The sequence below is a fragment of the Microbulbifer variabilis genome (assembly GCF_052468405.1).
Genome location: NZ_CP174343.1, coordinates 1379675 through 1402612, shown reverse-complemented (window position 1 = coordinate 1402612; position 22938 = coordinate 1379675). Strand labels below are relative to the sequence as shown.

The 22938-nt window shown below is 50.6% G+C and carries 18 protein-coding genes and 1 pseudogene; 8 read left to right on the top strand and 11 right to left on the bottom strand.

Annotated features, from left to right (window positions below):
• The first annotated feature begins 10 nt into the window (after positions 1–10).
• From ACJJJB_RS06605 to ACJJJB_RS06595, 3 genes are all read left to right on the top strand, one after another.
• Positions 11–1582, top strand: a complete 1572-nt coding sequence (locus tag ACJJJB_RS06605) for an MFS transporter (RefSeq protein WP_444945164.1) — start codon at positions 11–13, stop codon at positions 1580–1582.
• Positions 1583–1683: 101 nt separating this feature from the next.
• Positions 1684–4248: an ATP-dependent helicase HrpB gene (gene hrpB, locus ACJJJB_RS06600; RefSeq protein ID WP_444945165.1), complete on the top strand. Its 2565-nt coding sequence runs from the start codon at positions 1684–1686 to the stop codon at positions 4246–4248.
• Between the two features lie 213 nt (positions 4249–4461).
• Entirely contained in the window at positions 4462–5472 is a 1011-nt protein-coding gene (locus tag ACJJJB_RS06595) for an endo alpha-1,4 polygalactosaminidase (protein WP_445365935.1), read from the top strand.
• A 78-nt stretch (positions 5473–5550) separates the two neighbouring features.
• On the opposite strand, the gene ACJJJB_RS06590 is transcribed toward ACJJJB_RS06595, so the two are convergent.
• From ACJJJB_RS06590 to ACJJJB_RS06550, 9 genes are all read right to left on the bottom strand, one after another.
• A complete protein-coding gene (locus ACJJJB_RS06590) occupies positions 5551–5985 on the bottom strand; it encodes a nuclear transport factor 2 family protein (RefSeq protein ID WP_282950799.1) in 435 nt (144 codons plus the stop codon).
• The gene (locus tag ACJJJB_RS06585) at positions 5969–6844 is read right to left on the bottom strand and encodes a patatin-like phospholipase family protein (RefSeq protein ID WP_282950800.1); all 876 of its coding nucleotides are present in this window, start codon (positions 6842–6844) and stop codon (positions 5969–5971) included. Before ACJJJB_RS06585 ends, ACJJJB_RS06590 begins: the two co-directional genes overlap by 17 nt.
• 225 nt (positions 6845–7069) lie before the next feature.
• Positions 7070–7942: a patatin-like phospholipase family protein gene (locus ACJJJB_RS06580; RefSeq protein ID WP_445365934.1), complete on the bottom strand. Its 873-nt coding sequence runs from the start codon at positions 7940–7942 to the stop codon at positions 7070–7072.
• Positions 7943–7944: 2 nt separating this feature from the next.
• A complete protein-coding gene (locus ACJJJB_RS06575; RefSeq protein ID WP_020415135.1) occupies positions 7945–8820 on the bottom strand; it encodes a patatin-like phospholipase family protein in 876 nt (291 codons plus the stop codon).
• Between the two features lie 119 nt (positions 8821–8939).
• Positions 8940–9815 carry a patatin-like phospholipase family protein gene (locus ACJJJB_RS06570; RefSeq protein WP_020415134.1) on the bottom strand — a complete coding sequence of 292 codons (876 nt, stop codon included), beginning with the start codon at positions 9813–9815 and terminating at the stop codon, positions 8940–8942.
• Entirely contained in the window at positions 9808–10692 is an 885-nt protein-coding gene (locus ACJJJB_RS06565; protein WP_353375239.1) for a patatin-like phospholipase family protein, read from the bottom strand. The genes ACJJJB_RS06570 and ACJJJB_RS06565 overlap by 8 nt, the downstream gene beginning before the upstream one ends.
• A 30-nt stretch (positions 10693–10722) precedes the next feature.
• Positions 10723–11580 carry a patatin-like phospholipase family protein gene (locus ACJJJB_RS06560; protein ID WP_445365933.1) on the bottom strand — a complete coding sequence of 286 codons (858 nt, stop codon included), beginning with the start codon at positions 11578–11580 and terminating at the stop codon, positions 10723–10725.
• Between the two features lie 230 nt (positions 11581–11810).
• The gene (gene nfuA, locus ACJJJB_RS06555) at positions 11811–12401 is read right to left on the bottom strand and encodes a Fe-S biogenesis protein NfuA (RefSeq protein WP_020415131.1); all 591 of its coding nucleotides are present in this window, start codon (positions 12399–12401) and stop codon (positions 11811–11813) included.
• A gap of 118 nt (positions 12402–12519) precedes the next feature.
• Entirely contained in the window at positions 12520–13200 is a 681-nt protein-coding gene (locus ACJJJB_RS06550) for a type 1 glutamine amidotransferase domain-containing protein (protein ID WP_020415130.1), read from the bottom strand.
• 393 nt (positions 13201–13593) lie between these two features.
• Between ACJJJB_RS06550 and metH the strand changes: the two genes are divergently transcribed.
• The 4 genes from metH (at position 13594) to ACJJJB_RS06530 (ending at position 20219) form a co-directional block, all read left to right on the top strand.
• Positions 13594–17289 (top strand): methionine synthase, encoded by a 3696-nt coding sequence (gene metH, locus ACJJJB_RS06545; RefSeq protein ID WP_445365932.1) that lies wholly within the window; start codon positions 13594–13596, stop codon positions 17287–17289.
• A gap of 4 nt (positions 17290–17293) precedes the next feature.
• Positions 17294–17515 (top strand): DUF2970 domain-containing protein, encoded by a 222-nt coding sequence (locus tag ACJJJB_RS06540; RefSeq protein ID WP_020415128.1) that lies wholly within the window; start codon positions 17294–17296, stop codon positions 17513–17515.
• A gap of 510 nt (positions 17516–18025) precedes the next feature.
• Positions 18026–19687, top strand: a complete 1662-nt coding sequence (locus ACJJJB_RS06535; protein WP_020415126.1) for a nitrite/sulfite reductase — start codon at positions 18026–18028, stop codon at positions 19685–19687.
• Entirely contained in the window at positions 19671–20219 is a 549-nt protein-coding gene (locus ACJJJB_RS06530) for a DUF934 domain-containing protein (protein ID WP_444945171.1), read from the top strand. Before ACJJJB_RS06535 ends, ACJJJB_RS06530 begins: the two co-directional genes overlap by 17 nt.
• A 47-nt stretch (positions 20220–20266) precedes the next feature.
• Here the strand turns inward: ACJJJB_RS06530 and ACJJJB_RS06525 are convergent, their stop codons facing one another.
• Complete coding sequence (locus tag ACJJJB_RS06525; RefSeq protein WP_444945172.1) at positions 20267–20881, bottom strand: TetR/AcrR family transcriptional regulator; 615 nt, start codon at positions 20879–20881, stop codon at positions 20267–20269.
• Between the two features lie 114 nt (positions 20882–20995).
• Between ACJJJB_RS06525 and ACJJJB_RS06520 the strand changes: the two genes are divergently transcribed.
• Positions 20996–21730: an SDR family oxidoreductase gene (locus ACJJJB_RS06520; protein ID WP_444945173.1), complete on the top strand. Its 735-nt coding sequence runs from the start codon at positions 20996–20998 to the stop codon at positions 21728–21730.
• 135 nt (positions 21731–21865) lie between these two features.
• Here the strand turns inward: ACJJJB_RS06520 and ACJJJB_RS06515 are convergent.
• A pseudogene (locus tag ACJJJB_RS06515) lies at positions 21866–22609 on the bottom strand (sporulation protein).
• Positions 22610–22938 lie beyond the last annotated feature (329 nt).

Here is a 22938-nt window from a genome sequence, read left to right as displayed (position 1 = left end):
ATCGGACAACATGAGCAACGAAAAGGAACATCCCTCAAAAAACGCTCCATATCCACATCGATGGTGGGTGCTGGGAGGCCTCGGTCTGGCTCTAATGATCGTTAATATCGATGTCACCGTGATCAACCTCGCCATCCCTACAATAGGGCGTAATTTCTCTGCAAAAATATATCAACTGCAATGGATCAACAATATCTATCTAATAGCCATGGGGGGATTAATTATCACCACTGGAAAATTTGGAGATCGATTTGGGCATAAAATTACGCTCATGCTTGGCATAACCATTTTCCTCGTCGGATCATTGATTGCAAGTGCAGCCCCAAACCTAGGAACCATAATAATAGGAAGATTCATACAGGGATCAGGCATGGCGGCCTCCTTCGGTATGATCTTTGTTCTAGCTGAAAGCCATTTCCCCAAATCTGAACGGGGTTTAGTCGTAGGACTACTGGTAATATTCACCGCTGCCGCTCAATCAATAGGCCCTATTTTAGGTGGATTTATTGTTACCCATCTGGGTTGGCGATGGGCTTTCTTAATAAACATTCCTGTTTGCTTATTGTGCCTTATCATTATTCATTTATTTGCAATAAGAGGCACTCAAAATAAGGAGGTCAATGTCCACTATCAGTCGGGGTTTCTAATTCTGATTGCGTATCTTTTGATATTATTTTCACTCAATATCGTGCCTCACACAGGAATCAGAAGTCTTCAATTTATTCTACCCATCGTAACATCTATAGGAATTCTAACTTCTGTACTTCTTTGGCAGCGAACTATTCCTCAACCATTGATCAACTTAAAACTGCTACACAACAAGCTATTCCTGGGGTTACTTATAACTCGAGCATGCTTCCAAATGATATTTGGATCTTTCTTGTTTATTTTACCTTTATACCTGGAAAACATACTTGGGTACGACGCCGCCAAAGTCGGACTTATTATTTTGACAATGACAATTTTCTTATGCTTCTCTTCAATCTTAACAGGGATATTTAACAATAGATTCAACCCTATCCCCCCTATTGTTATCGCACAATTTACCTGCTTAACTGGTGTCCTATCACTTACTTTGATGCCCGACAAACTATCCTGGTATTACTTAATAATCGGAATGGTTTTTATGGGGGTTACTACCGGAATAATGTATTCTTCAACTAACCTTGCAGCGGTTCAATGCGCACCAAAAAAAGAGAAGGGTGCAGCCTACGGATTGTTCATCTCTAATACATACCTTTGGTATGCTGCAGGAATAGCATTTACAGGAGCAATACTAAGCGCTGCAAGTGTTAGAACTTTCTCGAAAATCTCAAAAGAAGCTCTCTCCAATGAGCACAAAGTAAGTACTCTGGAAATACTTCCTTTTATAACGGGTGCACAACCTCTGAAAAAAATAACAAAGCTCTTTCCTGATCCTTCGGTACACTCTCAAGTGTTGGAATGGGGTCAAACATCTTTTCATTCCGGGTTTCACGCGGTAATGATTGCTTTTCTTTGCCTATCCCTTATCGGAATCCTTGCAAGCTTACTTTTTAAAAATACAACCCAATTTCTGTATAAAGATGAACCCTATTTGTAGCCTTCAGCAGCAATTAACACTCTATCGTAGAAAACTAGCCCTTTGCACAAGCGAAGAAACCCCATACCTTCTTAATCCTGAATCCACTATAATTCTCTGCTATGCCAGAGTTACCTATACATTCCGTCCTACCAGAGTTACTTGAAGCACTGGAAACACACAGCAATGTGGTGCTGCAAGCGCCACCAGGTGCAGGTAAAACTACTGTTGTCCCTTTGGCTCTACTGGATAGTGTCTGGCTGAGGGGTAAGAACATCATCATGTTGGAGCCCCGCAGACTCGCTGCACGCACAGCAGCTGCCCGAATGGCTTCCCAGCTTGGTGAAAAGGCCGGTGAAACAGTGGGATACCAGGTACGGGGGGAGCGCAGAACCAGCGGGCGAACCCGTATTCTGGTGGTTACCGAAGGCATTCTTACCCGTCTTCTGCAATCTGATCCTGAGCTAAGCAAAACTGCCTTGGTGATCTTTGATGAGTTTCACGAGCGAAGCTTACAAGCGGATCTGTCACTGGCACTGTGCCTACAATCCCAGGAGTATCTGCGGGAAGACCTTAAGTTGCTCGTAATGTCCGCAACCCTAGAGACCGATGCTGTCGCTGAAATTCTGGGTCAGGCACCAGTGGTGGCCAGTGAGGGAAGAAGCTACCCCGTCAGTGTTGAATACCTCGATAGGCGTGAAGAACTGGAAGATGAACGTCAACTTCCCCAGCTGATGACCCGCAAAATTCTGGAATGCATCAGTAATGATACTGGCAGCCTGCTAGCGTTCCTGCCCGGTGTGGGGGAAATACGACAGATCGAAGCAACGCTGGGAGAGCGCTTCGCTGAGGAACCCCACAAGTTCAGCGATATCATAATAGTTCCGCTATATGGCGACCTGACCAGGGAGCAACAAGATCAAGCCATTGCACCAGCAAAACCCGGCATGCGTAAAATTGTATTGGCCACTAATGTTGCCGAGACAAGCCTGACAATCGAGGGGGTTCATAGCGTGGTGGATTCGGGATTAATGCGTGAATCGCGCTTTGACCCCAACACCGGGATGAATCGCTTGATCACCAGCCGTATATCTCAGGCATCGGCTATTCAACGTAGTGGTCGTGCCGGCCGACTCAGTGCAGGTCACTGCCTGCGCTTATGGAGCAAAGAGCGTCAGAACGCCCTGAGTACGAAGAATACTCCAGAGATACTTCGCAGTGATTTGGCTCCAGTTGCTTTGGAGCTGGCCCAGTGGGGAGTTACTGATGCTGAAGAGCTCCTATGGCTGGCCCCCCCTCCTCCTGGACCTATGGCACAGGCTCAAGAGTTACTCCAGCAGTTGGGAGCACTCGACAGTAAACTGCGCATTACTCGCCACGGCAGCACCCTGCTATCCCTCGGCTGCCATCCCCGTCTTGCCCATATGATGATCCACAGTTTTAAATGGGGATTGCAACAGCAGGCCTGCCTGATGGCAGCTCTTCTATCCGAACGGGATATCTTCCGCGGTGAGGCCCGCTGGGACAGGGATATAAGCAAGCGCATTGAGGTCCTACAGGAACGGTCCAAAGGTCGAGAAGTGGATCAAGGGTCTATCCAGAGAATTCGGCAGCAGTCACGGGCCTGGCGCACTCAGCTGGATAAACTCACGTCCAACCAACCGGTGAGCACACTATCAATTGATAGTGTCGACCATGCTGGCGTCCTCCTGGGGCTCTCCTATCCAGATAGAATCGCCATAAGCCGCCGAGATGGCAGTAGGCGCTTCCTGCTCGCCAATGGCAGGGGGGCACATTTCACTCATGATGATGCACTGGCCCTTTGCGATTATCTTGTAATTGCGGAACTCGATGGGAAAGGACGTGATGCCCGAATCCAGTTGGCCGCACCTATTTCGGAAACCTCTCTTAGAGGTTGCTTTGACGATCTGATAAAACAGCAGACAAGTGTTGACTGGAATGAGTCTTCCGGACGTGCGGAGGCAGTGACTCGTATCACTTTAGGAAGCTTGGTACTAAAGCAACAAGCGGCCAGGGATGTTCCCGAAGGCTTGCTGAGTTGCGCTCTTCTGGGTGCCATTAGAAAGAAAGGCTTGGCACTACTTCCTTGGGGCAAAGATGCTTCTCAGTTACGCAGTCGGGTGGAGTTTCTACGCCAGTGTGAGCTGGGGCCAGATCTTCTGAGCGACACTCCCCTACCCGACTGGAGCGATGCAGCGCTTTTAGCTCACCTTGAAGACTGGTTACTACCCCATCTCCAGGGCTTTAATAAGTTAGAGCAACTCAAACAACTGAACCTGTTTACCATTTTACTCGGTCAACTAACCTGGCCACACCAAAAGCGGCTGGAAGAATTGGCACCCAGCCATTTCACGGTGCCCAGCGGGTCGCGCATTCAAATCAACTATGAAGGATCACCCCCGGTATTGGCTGTGCGCTTGCAGGAATTATTTGGCATGGCACAAACGCCTGCTATTTTGGACGGCCGATTCCCCTTGATGATCCACCTGCTGTCACCGGCAAAACGTCCGGTCCAAATAACCCGCGATCTCGCCAACTTCTGGGCCAACACCTATCAAGAGGTAAAGAAAGAGTTACGTATCAAGTACCAAAAGCACTATTGGCCAGACGATCCCCTCACAGCAATAGCAACTAGCAAAACCAAGAAAAGAATGGATGCGCAGTGAGCCATTAAGCCAATATTCAGGCTTGATCAGCTAGGATTTTAGATCCAGCACTTCCACACAGCAGCAGAGTCGCCCATTGTCAATCTGTGCCTGCATGTGATTGGTCAGTGGAAAATGTTAAACTCAATGGAACTTAGTCTTCATTTCCCTGCCAATAGGTAAAAATTAGCAAGACAACCTTACCTCACTAATAAACGTCTTCGGAGATGAATTTTGCACCGGACGCTTCCCTTCCTTCTTAGCCCATTTCTTCTTCTCGGTTGTAGCTTTGACGACCTTCCCGACTTCGTAATCCCTGTCTACGTGGATTACGATCAAGAGATGCGATATCTGGTAGAGGATATTAGTGACTATGCCAAGGGTATTAACCGGGACGACTTTATTATTGTCCCGCAAAATGGTATTGAACTGATCAACACCAATACCAAGACCAATGGCCCAGTAGATAACGCCTATGTAAACTCTACCGATGGCATCGCCCAGGAAGCGGTCTTCTTTGGGCAAAATGGTGATGTAGACCAACCCACCAGCAGCACCGAAAGCGCTCGCTTGCAGGACTATCTCAACTTAGCCAAGGATAAAGGCCGCGAAATCCTTGTGACCGATTTCGCCTATACCGAGCGCAATATTGACGAATCCAATCAAGAGAATGAAGAAGCCGGCTACGTCTCCTTCGTCGCTGACGATACGGACCTGGACGATATTCCGCCCTACCCTGAAGAGCCCTTCAATGTAAACAGTAACAACATTGATGAGCTGGAGAATGTCAAAAATTTCCTTAATATCACCAATCCACGGATCTCTTCCACACGCCAGGAATTTGTCGACAAGTTATCCGAAACCGATTACGACCTGCTAATTATCGACTTTTTCTTTAATGGCGAAGAATACACTGAAGAGCAAATTGAGCAGCTCAAGGTTAAAAATAATGGGGGGCGCAGGCTGCTAATTGCCTATATAAATATTGGTGAAGCCCAGGATAGCCGTTATTACTGGGACCCCTCATGGCCCACCAACCCACCCAGCTGGCTACTGGAAGAAGTACCAGGGGAATCAGGAAACTACTATGTAGAGTACTGGAAGGAGGGCTGGCAGAATATCATTTACGGTAACAATGACTCCTATATTTACAAAATTGTGGATGCAGGTTTCGACGGCGCCTATATGGATGGTATCGACGTATATGATTATTTCGACTCCCTGGATACCGAGGAAGGAAATTAAATCATCGCTCACTCCTGGCAGGCAACTGGGCACAGAGCCCAGATTGATTGCCAGGTGCTTGTGCCATAAGGACGAGTATTAAGCCAGCTGGCTATCTTTGTACTGTGTCACATATTGGGAAAGGCGCCCTGACATCTCCTCCGCCAGCTTTTGCAGGGCGTTGAGTGGGCGAATCATCACCTCAAACTCTACAATCTTACCGCTCTCATCAAAGCGAATGATATCCAAGCCTTTGAGGCTTTTTTCACCAATAGAAGCCTTGAATTCCAGGGCCAGGTCACGGCCGGACTCAGTGGTAAAGCTGCGGTCGTATTCAAAGCTCTCAAACACTTGCATCACAGTATTGAGAATAAGGCAAACCGCCGCTGAGCTGTGGTAGGGCTTGAAGAAAGCCGGAGAGCGAAAAATCGCATCATCTGCAACAATAGTAGGGAGCCTGGTGAAGTCTCGCGCTTCTACCATCTCATGCCACAAGGCGATTGACTCCGTTATCGAATTATTGGAATTGTTCATCAACTATCTCCCGTTCAAGCTTGTGCTTGTGTAAAAAATCCCGGCCATCGGCAAAGCCGAGCTCGTAAGTCTTTTGCGCCAGCTCGGGATTCGTGTAATCCCAAACTCTGATAAAAGGTGGTTGTGAGGGCTGCACGTAGGTCCACAGTTGATCTCCCTGTCGCCGGGTAAATCTGTCCGGGTAACGGGAATAACGGCGACTCAGCAGAATCAATACTCGACCCTCTTCCTGATCCAGTCCCGCTACCGGTATATTGTCTACCACTCCGCCATCAAGCACCGTCGCACCGCGCAATCGCATTTGTGGAGTAAAAGGCGGTGTACAAGAGGAACAAAGGATCAACTCCGCCAGCTCTTCCACACTTGTGCAGTCCTGCGCCTTATAAAATCCCTGCTTAAACCCAAGCCCCAGAGCAACCTTAGGGTGCAAGCTCCGCAACAAGTGCTTGTCGGCATAGTAAGCCAGGGCTCCAACACCCAATGCCATTCCCCCTGAGAGCAACCGTGGCGGATGGGTTACTGCAATACGTAGCTCCGCTGTAGTTTTAAGTGTGCTCATGCCCTCGCGGAATAGCTCCCACATGGCATTGCGATAGATTCCATACTGGGGAAATACTGATTCCTTTTTAAATAAGTTGCCCCAATAAGCATTCTTATCATTGGCAGCAAATGCCGACCAGAAGTGCTCCCGGGCTTCTTCTGTGCGCCCCATCAAGATTAGGCTCGCCATAAGGCCTCCGGCGGACACCGCAGTCACAGTCTTCGGGACAAGACCTATTTCACCGGCAACTGACTCCCAGAAACCAATCTGCCATGTACAGCGCCCGCCACCGCCAGCAAAAACCACCTGATCAAACATAAATCCTTTACCTTCTGCACTGGGCTTTTGATCAACTCCAAGCCCATATTCCTTTTAGCCTGCCTGCAATAATCGAGTAACTACAGCAGGCAACCGCCACACATACCCATATGCAACTAATTGCATAAGCTAATAGAATCAGCAGCTTAGCGCAACCAATGGGCCTGCCCAATACGCTCAATCATGCTGGGCATAAATGACAATGGTATTCCTGTGGCAAGTCCATTAATTGCCAAATCCAAATCGCCCCCCCTTGGCCACTATTTCGGCAAGAAATGCCCTGCCATCGACCCGGCCAATCTCAAATATTTCTGTCAATGCCTCAGGGTTGGTGAAATCCCAGGACTTAATGGGAAGCCGGCGAGAGGGCTGCACATAAACCCATGTTTGCCCTTGGACACGCCGGCTGAACCAGTGGGGCAAACGTGGGTAGCGGCGGGTCGGTAGTATCAGCACCAACCCTTTATAAGCTTCCAAGCCATCAATTGGAGCATTGTCCACCACGCCCCCGTCCAGCACTTGCGCACCATCCATCCGTAGCCTTGGGGTAATCGGCGGAGTACACGAGGAACTGAGAATGAGGTGTTCAAGTTCTGCCTCATTCGCACAGTCCCTCACCCGGTAGAACACCTGTCGAAAGCCAAGCCTGGATGGCAGCTTGGGGTGCAAGCTGCGCAGCAGGTATTTGTTGATGTAGTAGAGGGTGCCGCCCGCCGCCAGGGCACAGACTGGGGGCATCCAGCGAGGCCGTAACGTCACTGCCACCCTTAAGTCGGTAGCAGCGCATAACTTGTCGAAACCTCCGTCAAATAGCTCGCGGACACCACGCCGGTATATCTCATAATGGGGAAAAACTGGTGGCTTACGCAGCAGGTTACTCCAGTACACATTCCTCTGATTCTGTTGGGTTACAGATAGGAAGTAATCTTCCGCTTCCTGACCACGCCCCATTAATACCAAGCTAGCCATAAGTGCGCCGGCAGATACTGCACTGACTACTTGTGGTGCCAGGTTAATCTCATCCTCGATAGCCTGCCAAAAACCAACCTGCCAACAGCAGCGTCCGCCACCCCCACCAAAGACTACCTGGTTGAACACGCTTACAAAGCCTGCACTCTCGTTTCAGGGGCAATCGATTTGAGCTGAGTCAGCAACGCCCTACCATCGGCGCGTCCAATATTCAGAGTCGCGGTAACGGCCTCAGGGTTGGTGAAGTCCCAGACCTTGATCGGTAAAACCCTGGAAGGTTGCACATAGGTCCACAGCTGCACACCCTGGCGTTGGGTAAAGCTGTCTGGATAACCTGGAAATCTATTTGTCAGGAGTATCAGAACCCTGCCCTGCCCCGCATCCAATCCGGCAACTGGCACATTGTCCACTACGCCACCATCCAGTATTTCAGCCCCATTCAACTGCAGACGCGGCGTAAACGGAGGGGTACAGGATGAGCTGAGAATCAAGTGCTCAAACTCATCCATATCAGAGCAATCCTGGGCGCGATAAAACGTCTGCCTAAATCCCAGGCGCGTGGCGGAAGTGGAATGCAGGCTGCGCGGGAAACCTTTATCTGTGTAATAAATTACGGCGCCAAAGGTCAGTGCCAATGGACCAACCATCCACGCCGGTGGACGGGTAACTGCGAGACGCAATTCCGCTACCGTTCTCAAGTCTTCCAGGCCATTATCAAACAGCTCTCGAATCCCATTGCGACAGATAGCGTATTGGGGAAATACCGCTTCATCACGAAATAAATTTTTCCAGTAAGCGTTTTTACGATTGTCACTGAATACAGAGCGAACGTATTGCACCGCATCCTGCCCACGGTTGATCAGTAGCAGCCCGGCAACAAGTCCCCCTGCTGATACTGCACTCACCACTCTCGGTGATAACTGGACTTCATCAACGATCGACTCCCAAAAGCCAATCTGCCAGATGCAACGACCACCGCCACCGGCAAAAACCACTTGATCAAACATGGAGTACGTCCTTTAAACTTTACGGCTCTTCCTAAGCCTCTAAATCACTACTTTTCCAAACCAAGTACTGACAATTCCCCTTTTCAATACTTATCTGCCAAATGCGATCCGCAGTCACATTAATCCCAACCCCAAAGGATTTTTATTTCTTCGCTGGATAGGTATTTCAGGAAAGCCTGTCCGTCAGCACGACCGATCTCCAGAGTTTTTCGAGTAGCCTCCGGATCACTAAATTCCCAAACGCTGATCGGTAGCGCCTGGGATGGCTGAACGTAAGTCCATAGCTGACCTCCCTTACGCACGCTGTGAAATGTTGGGAAGTTAGCAAAATGCCCGGCATCGAGAATCAGGACACGGCCTCTTACAGCATCAAGGCCCGCAACCGGTGCATTGCCCACAACCCCACCATCAAGGGCTTCTTCACCATTGAAATAGAGCCTGGGAGATAAGGGTGGGTTGCAGCAGGAGCTCAAAATTAAGTGCTCTAATTCGGCCACATTGGAGCAGTCCCGCGCCCCATAAAACATTTGGCGAAAACCAAACCGGAAAGCCATTGTTGGGTGAAGTCTTTGTGCAAATTGCTTCTCTAGGTGATCAAGCGCAATTCCTGTCGCTAAAGCCAGGGGAGACGGTAACCATGAAGGTGGGTGAATTACGCTCACTCGCAAGTCAGCAGCAGCACATAAACGCTCGAACCCCCCAGAAAACAGATGGTTCACTCCTTTTTTGTAAATGGAGAAATGAGGAAATACCGGCTCGTCAGAAATAAGGTTATTCCAGTGAATATTGCTCTGATTGTTCCTGCACACCGAATGGAAATAATCTGCCGCCTCCTCACACCTTTCCATCAACAGGAAACTTGCCACCATGGCTCCACCTGACGCAGCACAGATCACTTTAGGTGCCAACTCAATCTCCTGCGTAATAGCCATCAAGAAACCCAGCTGCCAGGTACAACGACCGCCACCTCCACCAAGGACCATCTGTTCAAACATTACTTTTCCCCACGTCAGTGTAAAAACAGCGATCTGCCAGTACATTGCGTAAAAAAAGTCGGCCGTCATGGCGGCCCATTTCACAGGTACTTCTCAGCCCCTCCGGATTTGTAAAGTCCCAAACACTGATCGGCGGAGACTTCGATGGCTGTATATAGGTCCAGAGTTGCTCCCCCCTACGCTCGATGAACCAATCAGGACAACCTGGGTAACGGCGTGTCAGCAGGATTAGCACCCTGCCTTTGCCAGGATCTATTCCCCCAACCGGGACATTGTCTACCACCCCACCATCCAGTGCCTCCAGACCATGGAATCGTAATCGAGGAGTAAAAGGTGGCGTACAAGATGAGCTCAATATCAAATGCTCAAAGTCGGCTACATCAGCACAATCCTGGACACGATAAAAATCCTGGTGATACCCCAGGCGTCGCGCTGCGGAGGGATGAAGCCCGTGCAGCAGATATTTATTTGAGTAGTAAATAGCCCCTCCCATAGCCAATGACAGGGAAACCGGAAGCCAGCTCGGCGGCCGGGAGATGGCAACCCTCAACTCAGCCGCAGATCTCAGGCGAGGAAAACGTTCTGAGAAAAGTGCCCTGATACCGTTCCTGTAAATATCATAGTGGGGAAACACCGGCTCCTTGCGAAACAGGTTACGCCAATAGATATTCCTTTGATTGGCCTTAAACACAGAGGCAAAATAGTCCACAGCTGCCGGGGCTTTGCCAATCATAATCAGGCCTGCAATCAATGCGCCTGCGGACACGCCACTCACCACACGGGGGCGCAATTGAATTTTTTCAGCAACGGTCTCCCAAAACCCTATCTGCCAGGTACAGCGCCCGCCGCCACCAGCAAAGACCACCTGATCAAACATTCCGCGCAACTCCACTTTCGCGGCTAATCGTCAACAGTGCTCTCCTGCCAGTAGCATCGCCAGGAATGCTTGGCCGTCTGCGCGCCCAGCGTGAAAAACCCGGTTCAAAGCCTCGGGATTTGCAAAATCCCATACCCGGATCGACAGAGGCTGCTTGGGCTGCACATAAGTCCACAACTGTTCACCCCTATGGCAGGTAAAACACCAAGGGTACTGAGGATAATTTCTGGTCAGCAAAATCAGGACCCTACCCGGGGTCGGGTCCAAGCCCCCAACCGGCACACTATCCACCACACCACCATCAAGAATTTCCGCGCCCCTAAATTGCTGCCTTGGTGTCAAAGGGGGCGTACAAGAAGAGGTTAAAATTAGCCGTTCCAGTTCCAACTCATCAGTGCATTTGTGCACGGAAATAAAGGACTGCCGATAGCCAATCCGCCGGGCACCATCCGGATGTAAGCTGCGTGAGATATAGGTATCGGAATAGTCGATTCCAATCCCCAGAAGCAGTGCTAAAGGCCCCTTGAGCCACTCTGGTGAATAAGCGACCGCGACACGCAAGTCTGCAGTCGCACGCAGTTTTTTAAGGCCGCCGGCAAATAGTTTACGCATGGCTCGACGGTAAATATCGTGATGAGGGAAGACCGGCTCACTCTTAAACAGGTTTTGCCAGTGGATGTTCTTACTATTGCTACGAAACTCCGAGGCAAAGTGATCTACCGCTGCCAGGGATTTCCCCATAAGGATCAGGCTCGATACCAAAGCCCCGGCGGAAACAGCACTAACCACCTTCGGGGTCATCTGTATCTCACTGGCCACTGCATCCCAGAATCCAATTTGCCAGGTACAACGAACACCGCCACCGGCAAACACTACCTGGTCAAACATAAATTTTCTTCCCCGCCAGTCCAGTGTATCTGCAAGGAAAACGCCACTTCATCAACAGAAAAGCGTTGTCAATAAATCAAATATAAACAGGGGGAAGCAATGCGGCACCCTGCCGTTCGCCGCATCAAACATGAGAATGGGAGTTAAAAATGCACAATAAAAAAAGCGACCTTATAGGCCGCTTTTTAACTCAGACGATCATGCCATTCGGGCTAACCCGGCATTTGCGATCAATAGTAAGCCTGGGATTTATCGGTATGGTCAGTAATATCTTTCACGCCAGCAAGCTCTGGGATCTTTTCCTTCAGTGTTTTCTCAACGCCCTCTTTCAAGGTCATATCCACCATGCCACACCCCTGACAGCCTCCACCAAACTTGAGCACAGCAAACTTGTCTTCGGTAACCTCCACAAGACTCACCTGGCCACCATGAGCAGCAAGTCCGGGATTCACTTCGTTATAGAGTACGTAATTGATCCGGTCTTCGATGGGGCTGTCATCGGTAATCTTGGGCATGCGCGAGTTGGGCGCACGAATAGTAAGCTGACCGCCCATTTTGTCTGATGAATAATCCACTCGAGCCTCATCCAGGTAAGGCACACTCCGCCCTTCGAAGTATGCCTTGAGACCATTCATCTCAATCATCACATCATCTGCCTCTTCCTCACCAGGGCGGCAGTATGCGATGCAGGTTTCGGCACTGGGTGTGCCGGGGTTAGAGACAAACATGCGAATGGCAATTCCCTCGCAGTCCTGCTTGGCCAGCAGTTCCTTCAGGTATTCCTGCGCAGATTCGGTAATGGTGACATTCAATTCTGACATAAGCCTTCTCAAATAACCGAGCTACTTTGTCGGGTATTTTACTCTCAGAAGCGCTCAAGTGAAACCGGTGTATTGGCCGGGAGGTGACGAGCGTCCCTCGACGCCTCCCAAAGCCAGCCTAAACCAGGATCAGTCCCATTAGAGTCTGGGCAGTTTCCTCTGATGAGGCAGGATTCTGACCAGTCACCAACTTGCCATCCTGCACCACATAGGGCGCCCAATCGTCTTTCTTGGAGTAGTGTCCCCCTTTATCTTTGAGCATATCCTCCACCAAGAAGGGCACCACATCCACCAACTGAACTGCAGCCTCCTCGGTGTTGGTAAAGCCTGTGACACTCTTACCGGAGACCAGCGGTTTGCCATCCTGGCGCAAGGTGTGACGGAAAACACCGGGAGCATGGCAGACTGCAGCTATTGGCTTATTCGCAGCAAAGAAGTCCTCAATAAGGGAGATAGACTTCTGATCCTCCGCGAGATCCCAGAGTGGGCCATGACCTCCAGGATAAAAAACTGCATCGAAATCTGGCTCTTTTACATCAGCTAGTTTCACAGTGTTAGCCAGCACTTGCCGGGCTGCCGGATCCTGGTGAAAGCGTTCAGTTGCAGCTGTCTGGAAATCCGGTTCATCGCTTTTAGGGTCCAGTGGCGGCTGACCGCCCTTTGGAGACGCCAAGGTCACCTCAGCTCCCGCATCCTTAAAGATGTAATAAGGTGCGGCAAACTCCTCCAACCAAAAACCGGTCTTCTTACCGGTATTGCCCAGTTGGTCGTGCGAGGTCAGTACCATCAGTATTTTCATCAGTAGCCTCCAGCAAAATGAAACATTAATTGGTGGATATCACTCGATTATCAGTATCAAAGAATGAAAAACTGTGGGAAGTCTAGAGCACCAATTAGTCACACTGTGAAATTCCCTGCCCCTTAGCCCCGTTTAGATTCTCTACCTGAAACTGCTGAATCAATGCTATTGAAAAGAGCAGGTCCTAACAGTGTATAAGGCGCAACAACACTGCCGCCTGCTTTTTTGTACCCATGAATAGCGCAACCATAAACATAAATTGCTGTTATTTAGCAAAAAAATACCGGTTATTGTGGGGATACCCTATTGATACACTAAGTCGCCCCCTTTTTGGTGGAAGTACTGTGCTAAGATTGATGGCTCTCACGCCATCGACAACATAAGGATTGGTATATGTCCGAGCAGTCCCGTGATCAACGTCTAGAGCAACTAAATGGCACGCTCGCACAGCGCATCCTGATTTTGGATGGCGCCATGGGGACGATGATCCAAAGGGAAAAGCTGGAAGAAGCCGATTACCGAGGTGAGCGTTTCGCCGACTTCCCCCGCGACCTAAAGGGCAATAATGACCTATTGAGCCTGACCCGCCCGGAGCTGATTGAAAAGATCCACCGGGAGTACCTGGAAGCCGGCGCAGACATTATCGAAACCAATACTTTTAACGCGACCCAGCTGTCCCAGTCAGATTACGATATGGAACACTTGGTGGTGGAGATCAACCGAGCTTCCGCAGAGATTGCGCGCCGCGCAGCGGATGCACTTTCCACCCCAGAACGCCCGCGCTGGGTAGCCGGCGTAATCGGCCCCACTTCCCGTACCGCCAGTATTTCACCAGACGTCAATGATCCCGGCGCACGCAATGTCACTTTTAATCAGCTGGTAGAAAATTATGTAGAAGCGGGCCGCGCCTTGATTGATGGTGGCAGTGACCTGATCTTAATTGAAACCATTTTTGACACCCTCAATGCCAAAGCAGCCATCTATGCGATGCAGCAGCTCTTTGAGGAGCTGGGTTTCGAATTGCCGATTATGATTTCCGGCACCATTACCGATGCCTCCGGCCGCACCCTTTCCGGCCAGACTACCGAAGCTTTTTACTATTCCGTTGCCCACGCAAAACCGATTTCTGTGGGGCTTAACTGCGCCCTGGGCGCCACCGAATTGCGCCCTTATGTGGAAGCCTTGTCAGGCGCCTGTGCCTCTTATGTCTCCGCCCACCCCAACGCGGGACTGCCCAATGAATTTGGCGAATACGACGAAACCCCGGAGCAGACCGCCGCAATCGTAGCGGAATTTGCCCGCAGTGGATTTATCAATATCCTCGGCGGCTGCTGCGGTACCACTCCAGATCATATCCGCGCAATTGCCGAAGCGGTGGCCGATTTGGCCCCACGACAATTGCCAAAAATTAAACCCGCACTGCGTCTATCAGGCCTGGAGCCATTTGTCGCCGATGAAAATGCCCTATTCGTCAATGTGGGCGAGCGTTGTAACGTCACGGGCTCCGCCCGATTTAAGCGCCTGATCCTGGAAGAGGATTACGACACCGCCTTGCAAGTGGCTGCTGCACAGGTGGAAGACGGTGCACAGGTGATCGACTTCAATATGGATGAGGCGATGCTCGACGCATTTGCCGCTATGCGCCGGTTCCTCAATCTTGCCGCTACCGAGCCGGATATTGCCAGAGTGCCATTTATGGTGGATTCCTCCAAATGGGAGGTGATCGAGGCCGGACTGCAGTGTATTCAGGGCAAGCCCATAGTGAACTCCATCAGCCTCAAGGAAGGCAAAGAGGAGTTTATCGAAAAGTCCCGGCTGTGCCTGCGCTATGGTGCGGCTGTGGTGGTGATGGCTTTTGATGAAGATGGCCAGGCGGACACCTTCGAGCGAAAAATTGAAATCTGTAAGCGCAGCTACGATGTGTTGGTGGATGAAGTCGGCTTCGATCCCACCGATATTATTTTCGACCCGAATATTTTCGCCGTCGCCACCGGCATAGAGGAACACAATAATTACGCGGTGGACTTTATCGAAGCCTGCCGCTGGATTCGCGCAAACCTGCCCGATGCCCAGATCAGCGGCGGCGTATCCAATGTTTCCTTCTCCTTCCGGGGCAACAACCCGGTACGTGAGGCCATCCATTCCGTATTCCTGTTTCACGCCATTAAAGCCGGCCTGAATATGGGTATCGTTAACGCCGGCCAGCTGGCGGTTTATGACGAATTGCCAGAGGAACTGCGAGACAAAGTCGAGGACGTAATCCTTAACCGCAGCCCGGATGCTACTGAGGCCCTGCTGGAAATCGCTCCCAAGTACCAAGGCGATGGTGGAGGAGCTGCGCGCAAAGAGGACCTGAGCTGGCGCCAACTGCCCGTGAACGAACGCCTGGCACACTCCCTGGTAAAAGGCATAAACAACTACATCGAGGAAGATACCGAAGAGGCCCGTGCCAACTCCTCACGCCCGCTGGATGTGATCGAAGGCCCGCTGATGGATGGCATGAATATCGTCGGCGACCTGTTTGGTGAAGGGAAGATGTTCTTGCCCCAGGTTGTGAAATCCGCCCGGGTAATGAAACAGGCGGTAGCCTACCTACAACCGTATATTGAAGCGGAAAAAACCGAGGACAGTCGCTCCAACGGCCGCATCCTGATGGCTACTGTTAAAGGGGATGTGCACGATATCGGCAAGAATATCGTGGGAGTCGTGCTGGCCTGTAACAATTACGAAGTAATCGATTTAGGCGTTATGGTCCCTGCGGAAACCATCCTTCAAACTGCGCGGGACAAAGAATGTGACATTATTGGCCTGTCTGGCCTAATCACGCCCTCCCTGGATGAAATGGTTCACGTAGCTGCCGAGATGGAGCGCCAGGAGTTTGATATTCCCCTGCTTATCGGTGGAGCCACCACCTCCAAAGCCCATACCGCCGTGAAAATTGACCCCCAGTTTCATCGCAACCAAGTGGTGTATGTGGCGGATGCATCCCGCGCCGTAGGTGTGGCCAGCAGTCTGATTTCCGATGAGCTGCGCCCGGCTTTCGTGGAAAAGGTCCAGGCCGAATATGAGAAAGTGCGCACCCGCACCGCCAACCGCAAGCGCAATGACACCCGCCTGACCTACGAGGAGGCGCGTGACACCGCACCGGAGTTCGACTGGAAAAACTACCAGCCGGCACGCCCCAACAAGCTGGGCCTCACCGTGATCGACAATTTCCCCTTGGAGAAATTGCTCGATACTATGGACTGGACCCCCTTCTTTATCTCCTGGGATTTGGCAGGTAAATTCCCAGCGATCCTTGAAGACGAAATCGTAGGAGAAGCAGCTACCGATCTCTACAACAATGCCCAACGCATGTTAAAAGAGATTATCGATAAGAAACTATTGCGTGCACGTGCCGTATTCGGCCTCTGGCCCGCCAATAGCGTCGGCGACGATATCATCGTCTACAAGGACGAAAGCCGCAGCGAGGAACTGGCCCGCCTTCACCATATGCGCCAACAGGTACAGAAACGCGGCGGCGATGGTCTGTGCCGCTCTCTGGCGGACTTCGTTGCGCCGCTGGAATCCGGCCAAATAGATTATGTGGGCGGCTTTGCAGTAACCACCGGTATCGGCGCAGATGAGCTGGCGGAGAGTTACGAAGCCAAACATGATGATTACAACGCCATTATGGTAAAAGCCCTGGCAGACCGTATGGCGGAATCCTTTGCCGAGACATTACACCGCCTGGTCCGTAAAGAATATTGGGGCTATGCGGCAGATGAAACGCTCAGCAACGAGGAGCTGATCAAGGAGGCTTACCAAGGTATCCGCCCTGCCCCGGGCTATCCGGCCTGCCCAGATCATTCGGAAAAAGCCACTCTATTCAAATTACTACAGGCGGAGCAAAATGCAGGCGTCAGTCTTACTGAACACTTTGCCATGATGCCTGCAGCCGCAGTGAGTGGCTGGTACTTTGCCCACCCCCAGGCAAAATACTTCAATGTCGGCAAAATTGGCAGGGACCAGCTGCAAAGTCTTGCCAAACGAAAAGGTGTCAGCGAACTGGAACTGGAGCGCTGGCTACGTCCCAATCTGGAGGAGTGAGCCTATGCAAGAAAATAATAAAGAAAAGGCAGGTAAACCCGGTTTTGGCCAGATAGTGCTCAGCACTCTGGCCGCGGCAATCGGCGTTCAGAGTAACAAGAATCGACAGCGTGATTTTCAAAGCGGTAGCATGGTGAACTATGTTATCGCCGGTATTCTCTTCACCACATTTTTTGTACTGGCATTGGCTCTCATTGTGAAAACTGTTCTGGGCAATATGGGCTAAGAGCGTGGTCAGAAATCAAGCGACTACGACTAAAGAAACCGATAGGACTAGTCCGCTGCCTTTGCTAACATCCTAACAAAATGAAGGTAGGAGGCCCGGTAATGCCTAGCTCCGGGCCATTGGGTTACTAGCGGGTAGCAACCCAGAAAACACAGGTGGCAACAAAAATAGCGACTAGAGCCACGGCGGCTATAGCGTCTACAAAATTGTCTTCTTCCGGGGTAACAACTACTTCTTCATTCATCGAATCACTCCGATTGCTCATTATTGTTATGCAAAGTAGATGAGCCGCATGGAACGGCCAGTCAAGTAGAGCAAATCTCCGTTTATCGCGCAAGACAGCATATGCGAGCAATTCCTTTTCCGTTATAACCGTTGGTTACAGATATAGCGGAAAATATTGTTATTTATTGCATAAGAGCGCTGGTATGTTATGCGCCAGCGGAGATTTATCCGGGGCTCGCCCCTTTCTCCACCATCAGCGCACAAAGGCAATGGAATCAAGCTGTTATGTATCGATACGACGACCGGGATCGCGCCATCATCAACGATCGCGTGGCCCAGTTCCGCGGCCAGACGGAACGTTATCTCGCTGGCGAGTTAAGCGAGGAACAATTCCTGCCGCTGCGCCTGCAAAATGGCCTCTATATTCAGCGACTGGCCCCCATGTTACGCATTGCCGTACCTTATGGCCTGCTCAATAGTACCCAGTTGCGCCGCCTCGCTCGTGTGAGCCGCGATTACGACAAGGGTTATGCCCACTTCACTACGCGCCAGAACCTGCAGTACAACTGGCCGCAGCTGGAAGATATACCCGCTATTCTGGCCGAATTGGCCGAAGTGGAAATGCACGCTGTACAAACCAGCGGCAACTGTATTCGCAACACCACTTCAGACCCCTACGCCGGCATTGCCCTCGACGAAATCGCCGACCCACGCCCCTACTGCGAACTTATCCGTCAGTGGTCCACCTTCCATCCTGAGTTCGCCTTCCTGCCGCGCAAGTTCAAGATTGCCGTGAGTGGTTCAGAACAGGATCGCGCCGCCATCCGCGTACACGATATCGGCGTACAAATCATCAAGCGCGGCGAGGAAATCGGGTTCCAGGTGCTGGTTGGTGGCGGCCAGGGCCGCACACCGGTTATTGCCGAAACCATTCGTGACTTCCTACCTGAAGAGGACCTGCTGTCCTACCTGGAAGCCATTGTACGCGTATACAATCAGCTGGGCCGCCGCGATAACAAATACAAAGCGCGCATTAAAATCCTGGTAAAAGCCCTTGGCCCAGAGGAATTTGGCCGCCGGGTAGAAGAGGAGTGGCAGCATATTAAAGATGGTGCAGAGAAGCTGACCCAGGAAGCTTTGCAGTGGGCCAAGTCCTTTTTCACATCACCTGAATACAAAGAGTTTGACAGCGCCAGTACGCAGGACGCGCTACAGCAACAAACGGATGGCAATAAAGCTTTTGCCCGCTGGCTGGAACGCAATACCTACCCGCATCGGGTACCTGGTTACCGCGCTATCAAGCTATCCACCAAGCCCACCGGCGTACCCCCTGGTGATGTAACCGACAGCCAACTGGACGCCATTGCAGAGCTCGCCGACAACTTCAGCTTTGGTGAGGCCCGTGTCACCCACGACCAGAATGTAGTACTCGCCGATGTGGAGCAAGGCAAGCTGTATGATTTATGGCAGCAGGCGCGTAAGTATGGCTTCGCCACCCCAAATATCGGCACCCTGACCGATATGATTTGCTGCCCCGGTGGTGACTACTGCTCCCTTGCCAACGCCAAATCCATCCCCGTGGCCGAAGCAATCCAACGCCGCTTCGACGATATGGATTACCTATATGACCTGGGCGACCTGAACCTGAATATCTCCGGCTGTATGAATGCCTGTGGCCACCACCATGTGGGGCATATAGGAATTCTTGGCGTCGATAAAAAGGGCGAGGAATTCTATCAAATCCAGCTTGGAGGTAGCGCCTCCAACGAGGCAAGCCTGGCCAAAGTACTGGGCCCGAGCTTTTCCCGCGCAGAAGTCCCTGAAGTGATTGGTAAAATTCTCGACTTTTATGTTGAGCAGCGCCAAGCCGAAGAACCCTTTATCGATACCTATAACCGCATCGGCCTGCAGCCCTTCAAGGAGAGAGTCTATGCCAAAGCCAGCTAAACTGGGCCCGCAGCCGGGCAATCCCGCCGAGCTGATCCTCAATGGCGAGGTTAGCCCCAATGAGTGGCAGCTGATACCCCAAGTTGAAGCTGGCGAAGATTTTGATCTGTCTGCTTTACCCGATGGCAAGGTAATCCTGCCCTTGCGCCAGTGGAAAGATCATCAAGAAGCTCTCGCGGCTCGCCATGATGAAATCGGCGTCTGGCTTGATAGCGAGGAAGGCGCGGAGCTGATTGGTGATGGGGCTGTAGAACTTCCACTGATCGCTATAAATTTTCCTGCTTTCGCCGATGGCCGTGGCTTCACAGCCGGCCGCCTACTGCGCGAGCGGTTTGGCTTTAAAGGCGAATTGCGGGCTGTGGGTGGTTTTATGCGGGATCAGCTTACCTACCTTCAACGCTGTGGCTTTAACGCTTATGCTTTTGAGGGTGAACAGCCCCTTGTCAGCTTAAAAGACTCCCTAAGTGATTTCGGTGACAGCTACCAAACAGGAACAGATCAACCCCTGCCAATGTTCCGTAGGCGCTTCTGAGGCAATATTTTGTAAGATCTGCCCCTGCCATCCAGCGTAGAGGCAGATCACCGCTTCCCATCCTCATTGATTCCCAGGCCACGCAGCACAAATCCCAGGATACCCTCCAACTCAGACTTGCTCCTGCCCGACCGGGACAGGGATGCAGTGCCGTGAAGCAGAGCCACCAGGTATAAAGCCACCTTTTCCGCCTGTCGATCTAAACCCAAGTATTGGGAGTCAGCATCACTCTGAAAGAAACGCACCAGCAAACGCATATTCTCCTCATCAGCCGCTTTTAAGGCCTGTATAGCTGCCTTGGGAAGCCCTTCTCCAGCAGTCTCCGACAGACCCTGGGCCAAATAGCAGCCCTTAGGGGTCTCTTCGGCCAACTGGCCCCTGACGGTTGCAAGGAGGAAACCAGAGATCCTCTGAGTCAGCGTCAGCTTATCGTCACTTAAATAAGCCAAGCGATCTTTGGCATGTTTTTCTAAATATTGGTGTAAAGCCTGCACGAAAAGCGCTTCTTTATTTCCAAAAGCAGAATAAAGACTGGGCTTATTGATCCCCATAGCCCCGGTTAAATCTGCTAAAGATGTCCCCACATATCCCTTCTTCCAGAACACTCGCATCGCAGCATCCAGTGCGCTCGGCTTATCAAACTCAAGTCTGCGCCCCGCCATAGTGAAGTCTCTTCAAAAAACCATTTGACAATATTGTACCGATCAGTACACTTCAATTCAAATCATACCGATCGGTACATATTGAAGATAGTAACCACTCACAGGAGAATCAGGATGGGTATTTCCGTTCAAGGCAAAGTTGCACTGGTCACCGGAGCCAATCGCGGTATTGGCAAATCCATTGTGGAAACCTTTATTGAGGAGGGAGCAAAAAAAGTCTATCTGGCGGTGCGAAACCCCGGGACCACCGCCGAATTCACTAGAAGATACGGTGCTAAGGTAGTCCCCGTGCAACTGGATGTTACAGATGGCAATGGAATAAAAGCACTAGCAAAAGAAATCCAGGACTTGGATATCCTGGTCAACAATGCCGGGGTACTAGCTCCTACGGAACCCCTCGGCGAGCAGGTTGAAGAGTCTCTGCAGCACGAGTTGAATGTAAACCTATTTGGGCTAGTAAGGATTGCCAAGGCCTTTGCACCTCAACTGGAAAAGAACCGCGGCGCACTGGTCCAATTGAATTCTGTCGTATCTCTGCGTGCCTTCACCCAGGTGAGCACCTATTCCGCCTCCAAGGCCGCAAGCTACGCAATAACTCAAGCCCTTCGAGAAACACTTGGAGAGCGTGGAGTACAAGTACTCAGCGTGCATCCAGGCCCAATAGAAACCGATATGGCCAAGCAGGCAGGATTGGAGGAGGGAGAGGCTCCCAGTACTGTAGCCAAAGGCATTGTTGAGTCCCTCGCAAACGGGGACTTTCACCTATTCCCAGACCCTATGGCTAAGATGTTTGAGGCCGCCTATCAAGGATTCTCAGATACGATTGTCACTGCAGATTTCAGTGAATAATTGTCAAGCAAAATTAGCTAAACATTGATAACCGAATAACCCGCGATGTTTAATGACTAGCGCCTGCTATTATCAACACATCGCGGGTTTCAGCATGCAAATGTCTTAACAAATTAGAATGGATGGCACTACTAACTACAGTGTCAATATTGATTGGACAGCCGCAGTAGCTTCCTTCTCATCGGCATCGCGATGCAAGGTAAAAGAACGATATTGATCGCCTCGCAGACCAAATCTACGATCAACTTCTGCCAAGCAGTGCACCATTCCCCCCTCCAGAATAAAAGAAAGTTCAATTTCTTTTGAACTAAGAAGACCTGAATTCTTAAACTCAATCTCCTGGTAACATCCAGATTTTGAAGAAAAGTTCCCTCCCCTCAGGTACCCCTTCTCGACATCCGCTTTCACCATGCTAAATCCACCCTGCTCTATCGCCGCGATCACCTTTTCGACAACAGGTAAGGGCCGTACTTGCAGAAGATCTCTATCCTTAGGATCGAGCGCAAAATCAATATCTAACACGGTCTCTAACCAAACCCGACATTGGTTCTTGCGCGTGTTAAGTGCGGTTACCGGAGTTTCGTCATTCAATTTAAGCTCAAAGGGTAACTGCTTGGATTCATTAGCATTGATCAAAAATGGTTCCAGAGCCTAAATTTGATCCAGGACAAATTGCTGGTAACTAACGCCGTTATCATTTTCAATTTTCACCTCAGTACAGAGTTTCAAATTGATAGCATCAATCTGTTGTTCCACGTCTCCACCGGCGATATGAATGTTTCCTTTAAGGACGCCGCCTTGAAGTATGCTGCTACTTTCCAATACTGTATCAACCTTTGCGGCACCAATACCCAAAGAGGCCTTTAACTTTTGAAACATGAACTTCCCCAAAACACTGACAAGTTAGAATTGATACTGAGTATTAACATGGCCTAAATACTTGGTCACAGCCCCTAATTGCACATCATTATCAGAGGCAACCCAATAATCCGATTCTGCTGAAGCATATCCTTACTCGAGATATTTCTCAATTATTGCTGTTTGCCAATCATTAACATTGCAAGACCCGCCCCCAAAACTGAAAAAAATCATATTATGAAGCGTCCATCAACCCTATTTTTAAACTTAGATCGATATATTGAAGAAAATCGCTGGGCTAAAATTATCATTTTTTATCGTCAATCTTCCCCCCTACCGATAAAGCGCCC